The organism is Pleomorphovibrio marinus (assembly GCF_003347495.1).
Lineage (GTDB): Bacteria > Bacteroidota > Bacteroidia > Cytophagales > Cyclobacteriaceae > Pleomorphovibrio > Pleomorphovibrio marinus.
On sequence record NZ_QCXY01000012.1, the window covers coordinates 164,682 to 178,170 of the forward strand.

At 43.1% G+C, this 13,489-nt stretch carries 11 protein-coding genes and 1 tRNA gene; 6 read left to right on the top strand and 6 right to left on the bottom strand.

The features are described from left to right. The first annotated feature begins 111 nt into the window (after window positions 1-111). Window positions 112-1,695 carry a replicative DNA helicase gene (gene dnaB, locus DB520_RS23345; protein WP_114752193.1) on the top strand — a complete coding sequence of 528 codons (1,584 nt, stop codon included), beginning with the start codon at window positions 112-114 and terminating at the stop codon, window positions 1,693-1,695. A 27-nt stretch (window positions 1,696-1,722) separates the two neighbouring features. Beyond that, the gene (locus tag DB520_RS23350) at window positions 1,723-2,724 is read left to right on the top strand and encodes a zinc-binding dehydrogenase (RefSeq protein ID WP_114752194.1); all 1,002 of its coding nucleotides are present in this window, start codon (window positions 1,723-1,725) and stop codon (window positions 2,722-2,724) included. Here the strand turns inward: DB520_RS23350 and DB520_RS23355 are convergent. The 3 genes from DB520_RS23355 to DB520_RS23365 form a co-directional block, all read right to left on the bottom strand. Then, window positions 2,721-3,269, bottom strand: a complete 549-nt coding sequence (locus DB520_RS23355; RefSeq protein ID WP_114752195.1) for a DUF3575 domain-containing protein — start codon at window positions 3,267-3,269, stop codon at window positions 2,721-2,723. The two genes, DB520_RS23350 and DB520_RS23355, sit on opposite strands and share 4 nt — an antisense overlap. A 137-nt stretch (window positions 3,270-3,406) precedes the next feature. Then, window positions 3,407-3,886, bottom strand: a complete 480-nt coding sequence (locus DB520_RS23360) for a GNAT family N-acetyltransferase (protein WP_114752196.1) — start codon at window positions 3,884-3,886, stop codon at window positions 3,407-3,409. Beyond that, on the bottom strand, window positions 3,843-4,826 hold the full coding sequence (locus tag DB520_RS23365; RefSeq protein ID WP_114752197.1) for a PhoH family protein: 984 nt from the start codon (window positions 4,824-4,826) through the stop codon (window positions 3,843-3,845). Before DB520_RS23365 ends, DB520_RS23360 begins: the two co-directional genes overlap by 44 nt. Before the next feature lie 106 nt (window positions 4,827-4,932). Here DB520_RS23365 and DB520_RS23370 point away from each other — a divergent pair, with 106 nt between their 5' ends. Both DB520_RS23370 and DB520_RS23375 read left to right on the top strand, forming a co-directional pair. Further along, entirely contained in the window at window positions 4,933-5,703 is a 771-nt protein-coding gene (locus DB520_RS23370) for an SAM hydrolase/SAM-dependent halogenase family protein (protein ID WP_114752198.1), read from the top strand. A gap of 163 nt (window positions 5,704-5,866) precedes the next feature. Next, window positions 5,867-5,950, top strand: a tRNA-Leu gene (locus DB520_RS23375). A gap of 350 nt (window positions 5,951-6,300) precedes the next feature. Here DB520_RS23375 and DB520_RS23380 read toward each other — a convergent pair. The 3 genes from DB520_RS23380 to DB520_RS23390 all read right to left on the bottom strand — a co-directional run bounded on the left by DB520_RS23380 (window position 6,301) and on the right by DB520_RS23390 (window position 10,074). Next, window positions 6,301-7,173, bottom strand: coding sequence for an ORF6N domain-containing protein (locus DB520_RS23380; protein WP_114752199.1), 873 nt, complete (start codon window positions 7,171-7,173; stop codon window positions 6,301-6,303). Between the two features lie 876 nt (window positions 7,174-8,049). Continuing rightward, window positions 8,050-8,544: a hypothetical protein gene (locus tag DB520_RS23385; protein ID WP_114752200.1), complete on the bottom strand. Its 495-nt coding sequence runs from the start codon at window positions 8,542-8,544 to the stop codon at window positions 8,050-8,052. Between the two features lie 435 nt (window positions 8,545-8,979). Next, window positions 8,980-10,074 (bottom strand): hypothetical protein, encoded by a 1,095-nt coding sequence (locus DB520_RS23390; protein WP_114752201.1) that lies wholly within the window; start codon window positions 10,072-10,074, stop codon window positions 8,980-8,982. A 585-nt stretch (window positions 10,075-10,659) separates the two neighbouring features. On the opposite strand from DB520_RS23390, the gene DB520_RS23400 reads away from it, so the two are divergent. Continuing rightward, window positions 10,660-12,399, top strand: coding sequence for an Ig-like domain-containing protein (locus tag DB520_RS23400; RefSeq protein WP_114752203.1), 1,740 nt, complete (start codon window positions 10,660-10,662; stop codon window positions 12,397-12,399). 146 nt (window positions 12,400-12,545) lie between these two features. Further along, the gene (locus DB520_RS23405) at window positions 12,546-13,463 is read left to right on the top strand and encodes a sugar phosphate isomerase/epimerase family protein (RefSeq protein WP_114752204.1); all 918 of its coding nucleotides are present in this window, start codon (window positions 12,546-12,548) and stop codon (window positions 13,461-13,463) included. Window positions 13,464-13,489 lie beyond the last annotated feature (26 nt).

The following is a 13,489-nucleotide window of genomic DNA, read 5'->3' on the forward strand; positions in this document are numbered from 1 at the left end:
AAGGGAAATATTCAGTAGCTTATGCTGTTATGTAGAGAAAGAATGGGTTGTGGATAATACCGTGTATAAATTGTTCAAAACCTTTGTGGCAAAGCAGGTACATTTGTGGGTATGGCAGAAAATAATACGGGAAACAAAACAAGAAACTGGAAATCACCCCGAGGCGGCGAGGGAACCTCTCAATTAGGGAAAATGCCCCCTCAGGCACTTGACCTGGAAGAAGCGGTACTTGGGGCTTTGATGCTGGAAAAAGAAGCCCTCACTACGGTGGTGGACATCCTTTCCCCTGATAGTTTCTACAAGGACTCCCATAAATTAATCTATGAGTCTATCCTTGACCTCTTTAACCAAGGAGAACCCATTGACCTGCTTACTGTAACCAACCAACTCCGGAAAAACGGGAATCTGGAACTGGCCGGGGGTGCCTATCACATTACCGAACTTACTTCCAAGGTATCTTCAGCGGCAAATATAGAGTATCATGCTAGGATAGTCACCGAACAGGCTATGAAAAGGGACATGATCCGCATAGCCTCGGAAATCCAAAAGGAGGCATACGAGGAAACCACCGATGTTTTTGAGCTACTGGACAAAATGGAGCAATCCCTTTTTGAAATTTCCGAAAACAACATCAAGAAAAATTATGCTGATATGCGCTCCATAATGAGGGAGGCGATCGTAGAACTGGAAAGTAAAAAAGGGCAAAAAGATGGTCTCACAGGGGTTCCCAGTGGCTTTACCTCCCTGGACAGGGTGACCTCAGGATGGCAGAAGTCAGACCTGGTTATCATTGCTGCAAGGCCGGCAATGGGTAAAACAGCCTTTGTGCTTTCTGTGCTGCGAAATGCAGCTGTTGACCATAGTCGTCCCGTAGCCATCTTTTCTTTGGAAATGTCCTCTATCCAATTGGTCAACAGGTTAATTTCTTCTGAGGCAGAGCTGGATTCCGAAAAAATAAAAAAGGGCAACTTAGCGGAATACGAATGGCAGCAGCTTATGCACAAAACCAGTAAGCTAAGCACAGCCCCCATTTTCGTGGACGATACCCCTGCCCTATCCATCCTGGAGCTTCGTGCCAAGTGCCGGAGATTGAAGGCCCAAAATGATGTGCAGCTTATTGTAATAGACTACCTTCAGCTTATGTCTGGAGAAGCCAAATCCGGAAATAACGGAAACCGGGAACAGGAAATATCGAGTATTTCCAGGGCATTGAAAAAAATTGCAAAAGAACTTAGCGTGCCCGTCATTGCTCTTTCCCAGCTTTCCAGGGCTGTAGAAACCAGGGGTGGGGACAAGCGACCACAACTTTCTGACCTTAGGGAATCTGGGGCCATAGAGCAGGATGCAGACATCGTGATGTTTCTTTACCGCCCAGAGTACTACGGAATCACAGAAGATGAGGAAGGACACAGCACAGCAGGTGTGGGTGAGGTGATCATTGCCAAACACCGGAACGGCTCCCTTGAAAACGTTAAACTTCGTTTTATTGGAAAATATACCAAATTTACGGATTTGGACATCAATACTCCTTATAAGGCGCAAGATGCCTTGTATGGAGGCAGGTTTCCCAGCCAAGCCAGTGGCCAAGGGTTTGACCAGGACAACATGATTAGGTTGGGCAGTAAAGCCAACGGGCCCGACAGCGATGATCCCTTCCCGGGAGGCATGGATAGTGGAGAGGAGGCACCTTTTTGACGTTTTAACCTTTAACCCTTAAATACCATGAACGCCATAACCTTAGACAGTACCCACGATGACAAAATTTCTCTTAATGAAGTGGTATTACCCCCACTAAAACCTGATGAAGTCCGGATTGCGATCCACGCTGCAGCCCTCAACCATAGGGACGAATGGTGCCGACAGGGCAAATACCCAAATATCAAGGATGGGGTAGTTTTGGGTTCCGATGGTGCTGGAGTGGTGGAAGAGGTTGGAGCCGAGGTGGACAAATCCTGGTTGGGGCAGGAGGTACTGGTAAACCCAGCACTGGAATGGGGCGAGGAACAAAAGGCGCAGTCCAAAAATTTCAGGATCCTAGGAATGCCAGATCATGGCACAATTGCAGAATACCTACATATCCCTGTTGACAACATTTATAATAAACCAAACCATTTAAATATTTACCAGGCTGCTGCATTACCCTTAGCAGGGCTTACGGCCTATAGAGCCCTTTTTTATCATGCAAAGGTGAGTAAGGGAGCCAAAGTGCTCGTTACGGGTTTCGGTGGCGGAGTTGCCCAATTTGCCGCCCAGTTCGCCATTGCTGCCCAAGCGGACACTTATGTGAGCAGTGGTGACCCTTCCAAACTCTACAAAGCCAAGGAGATTGGAGCAAAAGCAGGGTTTGACTATAAAGACCCAAACTGGACCCGGGAGGCCTTGGCACTCTCCGGTGGCTTTGATATCATCATAGACAGTGCCATGGGGGAGACCTTGGACAACCTTCTCCATGTTGCAAAACCTGGAGGAAAAATTGTGTTTTTTGGTGCAACTCTAGGCAACCCCAGCGGACTTAACGTAAGGAAAGTCTTTTGGTCCCAAGTCACACTACAGGGCACCACTATGGGAAGTGATCAGGACTTCGAGGATATGCTGGCCTTTACCAACCACCATAAAATAACTCCCATCATTGATGCGGAATTCCCCATACAAGAAGCTGCTAAAGCCTTTGACCGGATGAAGGCCGGCGCACAAATGGGGAAAATAGTTATTAAAATCCGCTAAAACCTGAAGCCTATACTAAATCCTGCATTGAATTCCACCGCAGAGAAGCGGTCGGTAACATCATTGTTAAACCCCCTGGCGATGTTCACATAGGGACCTACCGCAAATTTCTCATTGTGTACCCATTTATAGCCAGCTCCAATGCCTATCATAAAGCTGTTCATATTGGTTTCCATGCGCTGTCCCGATTCATCCAACTCCTCAAAAGTCCCTCCTCTGTACTTCAGGAATGGAGAAAGGTAAAAACCAGAAGGATCCATATCCGACACGAAATAGTAGTTGTAGGAAATCACTGCACTGCTGGCATCAAAACTCCTCCCCTCGGCAGTGGTGGAATAATAGGAAAACCGGTCAAAAAACATCACTTCCACTCCAAGAGACTGGTTTTGGTCAATGAAGTGTTCATAACCCAGCTCTAAAGAACCAATTAATATAGTGTTGAAAATATTTAACTTTACCTCGTTTTTGGGCAATTGATGCTGAACTTGGGCTTTAACCGTCAAAGCCATAACCATCACCCCCACTAATAATACCGCCTTTTTCATGTGTTTATAATTGTTTTTTACTGAAAACATGGCCTCTTGCCTGATTATTATCAAACCCCTGTTTGGGTTTTATTCATGTCATGCTCGATTTCATGTTTTCTCGTATCGCTGTTAAAAAGAAAGTTTAAAATATATGTTTACTTTATTAAATTGCCCTTTTCGCCTAAATGTTTCATCAAGTAGTGCAAAATCTTACATTCCTCAAAAATTTCTCCTTCTTTTTCAAACCCATATCGTTCATAAAGAGACACTGCAGGAAGTTGCGCATGAAGGTATCTCACCCTATTTTTGGCTTCAGGGTGGGTTTCTATATCCTGCAAAACCTGCTTCACCAGAGCCCCTCCAACGCCCTTGCCCCTAAAATCGGGAAGCACGGCAAACCTTTCCAGTTTCACCCCATTGTCGGTAAACCTCCATCTGGCGGTTCCTACTGGCTTTTCTTCCCAATAAGCCAAAAACTGAACAGCACTTTCCTCAAACTCATCGTATTCTTCTTCGGGAGCTACTTTTTGCTCTTTCACAAATACTTCTTGACGGATATGAAATACCGTGGCGAGCAAATTTGACTCAGCCTTAACTATTTGAATGCCCTTGCTTTCTTGTGGGGATTGTTTCATCTTCGTGCTTGTCATAGGCAGAAATAATGGATTTTACCAGTTTATGCCTTACCACATCCTTGCCGGTGAGTTTCACCACCCCAATTCCCTTTACATCTTGGAGGATACGAAGTGACTCACTCAATCCCGATTTTTGCTTGGATGGAAGGTCCACTTGTGACTGGTCGCCGGTAACGATTACCTTGGAGTTTGGCCCCATTCTAGTCAAAAACATTTTGATTTGTTCGCTGGTGGTGTTTTGTGCCTCGTCGAGTAGGATAAAAGCATCATGCAAGGTCCTCCCCCTCATATAGGCCAAGGGAGCAATTTCTATCACTCTAGTATCCTGGTAAAACTTAAGCTTCTCCGATGGCACCATATCCCCGAGGGCATCATAAATCGGCCTGAGGTAAGGGTCCAGCTTTTCCTGTAAGTCGCCGGGAAGAAAACCGAGATTTTCACCGGCCTCCACTGCAGGCCTGGTGATTATGATCCTTTTCACTTCCCTGTTTTTAAGTGCTCTCACGGCAAGCGCAACAGCGATATAGGTTTTACCACTTCCGGCAGGCCCTAAGGCAAAAACAAGGTCATTCCTATAGGAGGATTCCACGAGCTTCCTCTGGTTGGGTGATTTTGCCTTAATCACCAAGCCTTTGTTGCCGTACAAAATGATTTCTTCCTTAGTCTTCAGGGTCTCGAGAGAGGTGCTTTCCAAAGAAATATACTCTTGGACATTTTCGGGGGTAACCTGCCCAAACCTGTTGAGGTGTTCAAGCAGCATGTTCAAAATATCATTGATGCGTAAAATTTCCGGCGCCTGTCCTTTTATCCTGATTTCATTTCCCCGACTTACGATCTTGCTTTGTGGAAAAGCAGAGGCAATTTGCCTGATATTCTCGTTTTCACTTCCCAGGAAGTCCAACAGCGAGACATTTTCTAATGTTATTACTTTTTCTACCAATACTTAAGCTTCAATTTATGGGTTCTCTATTTGTATCAAGGATAAAATTCCTACTTTTGTTTCACACCTGTTACAAAAGTACGAATTTTTAATTTACTAGGATGCTATGGCATTGGTAACATTTACTTCTGATTTTGGAGACAAGGACTTTTACTGTGCCTCGGTAAAAGCCAAAATGCTTTCCTTAAACCCCCAACTCACCATTGTGGACATCACTCATCAGGTGTCGCAATATGATATCGCCAATGCTGCCTTTATCCTTAGGTCTGTGTATAACGACTTTCCCAAAGGCACTGTTCATTTGATGGCCATGAATTGCACCAGTAGCCATACCGATGGATTTATTGGCATAAAACTGAACGAACATATTTTTATAGGCCCCAACAACGGGGTACTTAGCATGCTTGCGGATCATGACCCTGGCATTATCGTAAAATTTGCAGACATCCATGTCAAGAACAGCACATTTCCGGCAAAGGATATCCTGGCTCCCATAGCCGCCAAGGTAGCCAGCGGGGCCGCCATCCATGACTTTGGAGGGCCATTGAAATCCATCAAAAAAGTGGTGCCGCGTCAATTCAAGGCCAGCAAAAAGCAGATCGTAGGATATGTGGTGCGTGTGGATCACTACGGAAACCTTATTACCAACATCCCCAAACAGGTATTTGAGCAACTGAACCCGGGAAGCTTCACCATTAATTTTAGCCGGGAAAGACTTGAAGGGCTTCATGAGTCCTACGACGAGGTGGAACCCGGCGACTGCTTTGCTTTTTTCAACAGCCTGGGGTTGCTGGAAATCGGCATCAACCATGGCCATGGAGCCGATTTATTGGGATTAAGGCATGACAGTCCCATAAATATCTTTTTTGAGACTTAATGGCTTGAACGCTAAAAACATACAAAAGGACAGCACATTTTGAAGATGGCTACTGTCTTAGTGAATAATAAAAAAAGAGGGTTAGAGAGCGGCAAACTATTGTAAGTCAAAAATTCTTTGCCCATATTTGCATCCCGTTCATCAAGGAACGGGAAAACTACATGCCCAGATGGCGGAATTGGTAGACGCGTTGGTCTCAAACACCAATGAGGTAACACTCGTGCCGGTTCGACTCCGGCTCTGGGTACATTTTGGAACAGCTCCTTCAATTGCTTGAGGGAGCTTTTTTTATGGAATGTAATGGCCGGAGGAGAAGTTTATCCCGACGTAGCGAAGCGGATATCATGAAGTCCGGACCCCAAATCATAAACCTTTTTGGAATGGAAGCAAACTTTTTTGAGTTGTTGGGTACTGCTTCAATATAAGACTTCGGGATTTATTGCAGGCCCAAATCCAGAGTCTTATGCGGACTTAATAATGCCATTTTTAAACGTCCCTATTTCCCCAAGTTTCTTCACCTCCCAATACTCCGAAATAACACCAACCACTGTCTGCTAATATCCAGGCATTACCTTATTTTGTTCGGTTTGAGCCATCTTAGTTTCCTCCATCATGCAATAATTTAAATCTGATAGTAACCAAGAGATCATCCATTCTGGAAAATGCAAAACACTTGTTACCAAGATCCTTCAGGGATGCACCAATATGATACAGCTCCTGATTGTCCAAAATCAAAAAGCGGTCATGGCTGCCTTTGTTTTCTACCAGTTTGATAGGTTCATATTGTTTGTTGTGCTTCTCCAAGTCCTTCTGCAATACGACATTGATCCGAGTATGCACAGTGCAGCTGACACCCTTCTTCCGCTTGCTGAGTAGCAGCAGGGTAGTTTCATCTACATAGTTATCTAGGAGTACAATAGACTGTTTGGCCTTTTTGACCAGACCCGAAGCAAATACAAGGGCATCAAAAAGCTGTCCTTCGAAGAAAATACCTTGTGTTGGTTTTATGTCTTTTTCCAAGGCTTGGAAAATCTGTTCCAGCTTGCTGTCTGTTTGTAGCTGTTTCAGCTCCACTCCTTCCAATCGTTGGATCACCCCATGCAGATTCCCCAAGGTCTTGCGCATGGCTACGAACGCCTGCATAATTTGGATGCTGACTTTCACAGCAATCTCACTTCGCAGAACAGCTGATAGCATAGCTACCCCTTGTTCCGTGAAAGCGTAGGGTAAAAACCTTCTTCCTCCATGCTCCTCACTTGAGATCACAGATTGTGATCTCAAGTTTTGAATTTCAACTTCAGTCAATTGAAAGCGGAATGAATCGGGAAATCTATCCAAATTCCGCTTGACTGCTTGATTCAATATTCTAGTTTCAACCTGGTACATATCAGCTAAGTCACGATCAAGCATTACCTGTACACCCCTAATAGTGAATATTTTATTTTCAATATTTTCCTTTACCAGCTTCATTAAGGTTTTCTACACCCGATTACTGCATAACAAATGATAAATCCCCCATTATATTCTCTAACCAGTCATAAAATGTGGCCAGCCCAATCCAGTTTTATTTTTTCTAATTCCGGTTGAGATCACTATTTGTGACCTCAATATCCATATACCCAACTAATCCTTTTCCAGAGTTTTGAACTTTGGAAAAGTTACCGATCTCGAGGTGCCTAATTGGAAGTTCATGCTATCAAGGTCACAAATTGTGACCTTAAAGAAGTTCTCTCTACACAGACTGCTGAAAAACGAGACTTTCAACTGTTAAACTTCCATAAAACATCAACCCACAGGTTTACTTTTAGATTTTTTTGACAAAAACACTAAAATAGTTTAAAACCATTTTCAGATTCAAAATTCCTATTCCCCTACAAGTGTCCTGGCAATAGATTCAGATTCAGCTCTTGTAGATAATTTGAAAGGAAATATTGCTGAAGTTGTAGGTTCCTTATCAAACATGCTCAAAAATTAAAACAAAACCCCTATAAAAGCAAAAGACACACCCTGGGACGCTGTTCTTACGGGTAGCGTGGTGTGTACTGTCAATGCAAAAATACAAAAAAAATGTTATTCCCAACTATTGACACTACTTTAAGCTCCTTAACTTTTCCCTCAATAATGCTCCCTTTATGAAGGAGCCTTTATTATATATTACCGGAGGAGAATTCTGACCCAAATAGCTAAGCGGGTTAGGTAATTCTAGCACTACCTCTTTTAAGACAGGACTGGATACTTTGTAGTAACCACATCCACTAGAATTTTGGATACATTATTTCAACCTCAGAGAGGGATTCCATTGAACATTTATCAATTAAAGTATGGGCAATTAATTTAAAAAACCCATCAATAAGGAAGCTCGCCATCTTCATCATCCATGTCCATGTCCATTTCGTCCGGAATATCATCAATACGTTTAAGACAGGGGCAATATTCCTTGAAAACGCATTCTTCTGGAGCACCAGAGCAGTAATCAAAAGTCATAAAACCGTTATTCACGATAGCCGTTTTTTGATTGAGCGTGTCCACCGTCATTGAATACGCAATAGACATGGGAAGCTCATCCGGCAGGTCTATGTCCAGGTTCCAACTCGACATCATTTTATCGAACGCTTTACGAACTATCGCCATATCCTCTTCCGATAGCTGGCCGGCAGGAGGGAAATCCTCCACTTTCAACCCACAAAAATGGCCAAAAGTATGGGGTGGGTCTTCTGAAATCCACCGTTCGATTTCTTCAAAGTGCTCTTCGATGCTCTGCTCACTTTCCTGTTCTTGGGGAGAGTCTTTCCGGTGAGCCTTCGCTATATCTTCGAGCAGATGGGGAATGTAAGGATGCATTCTCTAAGATAATTAAAATTCATGCATTTGTAAGGATTTTCCTGCCGATTTCCACAGTAGAATGGTAATGGCCGAATTTCAACCGAAGTCAAAGAGGTACCGATTAGGGACACCAGAAAAAAGCACTCGTTTATCTGTGGGGGCAAGATACGGGGTATCCACAAATAAGATGGATTTGTCACGTAATTGTTTTCCCTAAAGACATAAACCCTGGCATCTGGTTCGCCAGTGTTTCATAAATCGCCTTTTTCCCCTTGGGGGGACCCTCCTGCCCCTAAAACATCCCACAGGAAGCCATTAAGAACAGCAAAAACCAATTTGCATGCACTACTTTTAAGTGCTTTGAACGCTATGGGAATAAAGTTCTAAACAAAATAATACACCTTCCCTTAGGAGGAAGGTGCATATGTATTTTTTCTCAATAAGATTGAAAACCTAATAGGGACGACTACTGGTAAATGTTCCTTTTGTGGCGCATTCTTCCAGCCTTGCTTTCTCCCAATCAGTGACCAATTCCCACCTCACTCCTATCTCTTTTTCTACCTCTTCGATTCTAAGCTGCATTTCGGCTAGTATGATTTGCGTCTCCCGATCGAATAAAAGTTCGTTAAGCTCTTTGCCAGCTTCATACCACACCTCCATCTGGGTGCGGATAAAGTAGGCATAAACTACCCCAAGTTGGTAAATCTGAATTCTGAGTCCCTCCGTGTTTGTAAACCCTGACTGAGCTGCTAAAGCAAGCCCTTGTTCGATCAAGGCGCTCACAAGCGCCACTCTTTCTTGATAGAGCAGGTCAATTAAGTCCCCTCGCTCAAGGTACCTCTCTTCTGCATTTACCCATTCATTACTATAATGGATTTCGATTTCCGAGACCTCTTGCTCCAGCAGTACATTAAGCGCTCTTCTAAACCCACCGCTAAGATAATATACATCCTCTACACAGGTATTTGGAAAATTGTTCTCCATAAGATCCAGACGCCTTAGGTTGCTATTTCCCAATATATCCTCTTTGTTAGGTTTCTTCCTCATTTCCTGCCTTTTGTAAGGGTTTTGTTGGGAAGGCAAGGACAACCCCAGGGATTCATCATTAAACAAATCCGCAAAGAAATTTTCAAAACTCTCTTCTAATTTATAGGAGGGGTTGATGATGTTCTTTAGGGTATTCGCGTCGGCATTTTCAAAAAAGGATTTTATTTCAGGAGTGGAGGATTCAATTTTTTGTTTAAGAAGGGTCCAGGCATTTTCGTTTGCTACCTCATTTCCTGACCCGCTTACAAATTCCTTTACCGACTCCATCGATAAATTGACGTTGAACAAGCTGTCATAATTGGGCTCCTGAAATTTGAGACCCTCAAATGTAGGCCTGGTGAAATTAGAACTCCACTCTTCAGTAATAAAATCAATATCCAGTTCACTCTCGGAAACATCCCCTGGTTGATCTGTTTCCAGCAACTCATTTTCTACACAACCAAAAAGGAAGAAAAGAAGCAATATTCCACATAGGAACAAATTGGTAATTTTTGTTTTCATAAAAATCTGGCTTTATCGTTTGTTAATAAAATTGTTTTTTTTCAAAGAATATTCCCACCCAAATCAAAAAAGATCGATCCCCTTTCAAATAGTTACTAATTCTTATTAAATGGAAATATTATTATACAAAAAACATTATTATAGTTGTAAAAGTAAAAATTCCGCCAAAATAAAAAAACAATAATCAAAATAAATTTCACTAAAGCTCCCTAATATCCCCTTTGTTGAGTCTCTTCCTCCAGGCTATTGTGGCCCATAACTGCCCCGCATGCCTCTGGCAGTGTTCGGTAGCAGGACAGTAAAACCCAATTGTGGTAGAAGGTACCCTTTCCTTTCCCAAAAACCGCTCCTCGGTAAGACCAAACTCTGGTGTTTGCTTTAGCTCCCTGCAAAGGATGGATCTCTTCGAGCAATGCGGCTAAAATTCAAATAGAAAACCATATATAGCACTTTTAAAATTTTTCACCACTCGAAAAAATACCCGATAACCAATAAAATACCAATTATTAATTGTATTTTTACGACAATCAATAGTGCGATTTGGCAATTTGCATTTTTTTTGATTAGAGGTACGATTGTTTGAGTATGAGGATGGAATGTGGGGAAGGTGTGAACTTGGCAAGCTTAACCTTAAAAAGACTTTTTAGGTTATATAGTCGTGCATGTCAATTATCCGTCTGTCTATCCGCTATTTTCTTTTCACCCATTTCTGAAACAAAGGCCCAGGCCTTTGGTGGAGCATCTTGGCTATATACCGATTACAATGGGTTTTGGTCTTCAGGATCCACTAATTTTGATGAAACCGAAACACCTGAAAACAGTCATCACCTGCTGGGGTTTACCTGGATGGGAAATACCTATTCCACTGGTGTGGACGACGGCAACTTAGTGGGGAATAATGTAACATTTTCCGCGCAGGTGTATCAGGCTTTTCCGGTACGAAACATACAGGCAAAACCCAGTGGTACCTATATTGGCCTAGGCCAATTGTACGATGGGGTGGACAATGGCATTTCCAACCCTCCCCCCTTTCCCGTGCCACCAAACTTGGCTTCATTCCTCACCATGGGCCTACAGGGCCTTGACTTTGGAACCGGGGTTGCCAATATCGCAGCAGGGAACCTAATTTTCGATTTCACGGGTATCATCGACCCCACCCAAATCGGGGATGGGATCCCAGATGTTTTGGTTACGCAATTTGCCGACCCAAGCACTACATTAGATGAAATATTTATGGCGGATGCCGATGGCAATGTAGTCGGCAACCGCTTAACGATCAACCATACCAACATTCCCCGGTTGGGGAAGTGGGTGGCGGACTTTTATAATATTGATGGTGCCGGCGCAGCTTTTATTAAAGGCACCAGAGATTTACGGTTATGGGGAGCGGATTTAAGTGCCTTCGGAATTAACCAGGATAATTACCATCTGGTACGAAGCATGCGGTACAGGCTAAACGGCACAAGCGACCCTGCCTTTGCCGCCTATAAAGTTGGGGTTTTTGACATAGTAGCGGCAAACAATGACCAAGAAAGCACCAATCAGGAAACCCCTGTGGACATCGCCATTTTGAGCAATGACTTACCCATTGAGATTCTGGATCTCAACACCTTAAGGATTATCACACCACCATCAAATGGACAAGTGACGATAGATTCCAATACAGGAATTGTCAATTACCTTCCCAATAAAGGATTTTATGGAATAGACCAATTTATCTATGAGATCTGTGGTTCAAGTGAACTACAATGTGATGAGGCGACTGTAACCATAGAGGTAGTACATATCCCTCTGCCCGTGGATTTTCTGTCGATTTCAGCTACCCAATCGGCCACTGGAGAGATAAACATTGCCTGGTCCACCTCCAAGGAGAAAGGGAATGATTACTTCGAGGTACAATATTCCCGAGATGCAAGTAAATGGAAAAGTGCGGGCCGAATGGAAGGACAGGGGTATACTACCGAAAAGAAGAACTACCAATATACCCTTCCCCAGCTTCCAGAGGGAAATTATTTCTTCCGCATTAAACAGGTTGATTTTGATAACAGCTTCTCGTTTTCTGAAGTAATTGCTTTAAAAGTAAAACCGGTATTAAAAAAAACCAAGATATTCCCCAATCCCGTCAACCACATCCTAATAGTTGAAGGCGAGGAGGAAGAACTGAAAGAAATCCTGATCACCAATACATTTGGGCAAAGTATGGAATCGCTTGTTGAAATCAAGGAGATCAGCCCGCAAAAAAAGGAAATTACTGTAATTGCATTAGGAAAGGGTATTTATGTGCTAAGAACAGGGAAGTCCTCACAAATTTTTAGCAAATATTAGGGTGACTCTAGCCAAGTCCATTATCCTTTCTTGTAAATTGGTTTTTAATTTCCACCAGCTTTCCATTATATTTAGTCCGTTTAACTAAAAACCTTTTCGTTAATTTATTTATCTGTTCTTATCCAAACCACATTAAACCTGAGAAAATGACCAAAAGAAGAGATTTTATCAAAACCATGGGATTATCCTCAGCCGTTGTTTTAGGAAGCGGTTTTGTACCAGCTCCTAGTCCAAAAGCTGCAAATTTTAAATACTGCCTTAATACCAGTACCATTAGAGGCCAGAACCCAGGTTTGATCAAATACATTGAGATAGCTGCCAAAGCAGGATACGAGGGCATAGAGCTTTGGGTAGAAGACATCAAAAACTTTATCGAAGCCAATAGTGCAAATAGACTTAAAAAAATTATTGAAGATAACGGCATCAAGGTGGAAAACGCCATAGGTTTTGCCCCCTGGATGGCAGCAGATGAAGAAAAAAGCAAGGCTGGTTTTGAGCAAATGGGAAAAGAAATGGACATGCTGGCCTCCATTGGGTGTAAAAGGGTAGCCGCACCTGCCATCGGCAACGAAGGCCCCATAGACCTAATGCGTGCCGGAAAACAGTACAAGGAATTGATCGAACTGGGAAGAAGCAAAGGGGTAATGCCTCAGTTGGAGTTTTGGGGTGCATTTGGGCCATTTCACCACCTTGGACAGACCATGATGGTGGCAGCAGTGGCTAATGACCCCGATGCCAAGATATTAGCCGATGTGTATCATCTCTTTCGTGGCGGTTCCGGCTATGATGGCTTAAAATTGCTCAGCGGCCAATCCATAGATATTTTTCATATGAACGATTATGTGGACAATATCCCAAGGGAAAAACAAGAGGATAAGGATAGGGTTTACCCTGGAGACGGTGCAGCCCCAATGGAACAAATTCTTTCTGATTTAAACCAAATGGGTGGCGAAAAAATCCTTTCTCTAGAACTTTTTAATCGCAGCTACTGGGAAAAAGACCCTTTGGAGGTGGCCAAAACCGGTCTGGATAAAATGAAATCACTGGTAGCAAAAGTACAATAGACCAATTTAGGTTACTCCTTTAATCC

Coding starts and splice junctions, on each gene's coding strand:
- DB520_RS23390 (WP_114752201.1), bottom strand. CDS start 10,074: ATGAAAACAAAAATTACCAATTTGTTCCTATGTGGAATATTGCTTCTT.
- dnaB (WP_114752193.1), top strand. CDS start 112: ATGGCAGAAAATAATACGGGAAACAAAACAAGAAACTGGAAATCACCC.
- DB520_RS23385 (WP_114752200.1), bottom strand. CDS start 8,544: ATGCATCCTTACATTCCCCATCTGCTCGAAGATATAGCGAAGGCTCAC.
- DB520_RS23400 (WP_114752203.1), top strand. CDS start 10,660: ATGAGGATGGAATGTGGGGAAGGTGTGAACTTGGCAAGCTTAACCTTA.
- DB520_RS23380 (WP_114752199.1), bottom strand. CDS start 7,173: ATGAAGCTGGTAAAGGAAAATATTGAAAATAAAATATTCACTATTAGG.
- DB520_RS23360 (WP_114752196.1), bottom strand. CDS start 3,886: ATGAAACAATCCCCACAAGAAAGCAAGGGCATTCAAATAGTTAAGGCT.
- DB520_RS23355 (WP_114752195.1), bottom strand. CDS start 3,269: ATGAAAAAGGCGGTATTATTAGTGGGGGTGATGGTTATGGCTTTGACG.
- DB520_RS23350 (WP_114752194.1), top strand. CDS start 1,723: ATGAACGCCATAACCTTAGACAGTACCCACGATGACAAAATTTCTCTT.
- DB520_RS23405 (WP_114752204.1), top strand. CDS start 12,546: ATGACCAAAAGAAGAGATTTTATCAAAACCATGGGATTATCCTCAGCC.
- DB520_RS23370 (WP_114752198.1), top strand. CDS start 4,933: ATGGCATTGGTAACATTTACTTCTGATTTTGGAGACAAGGACTTTTAC.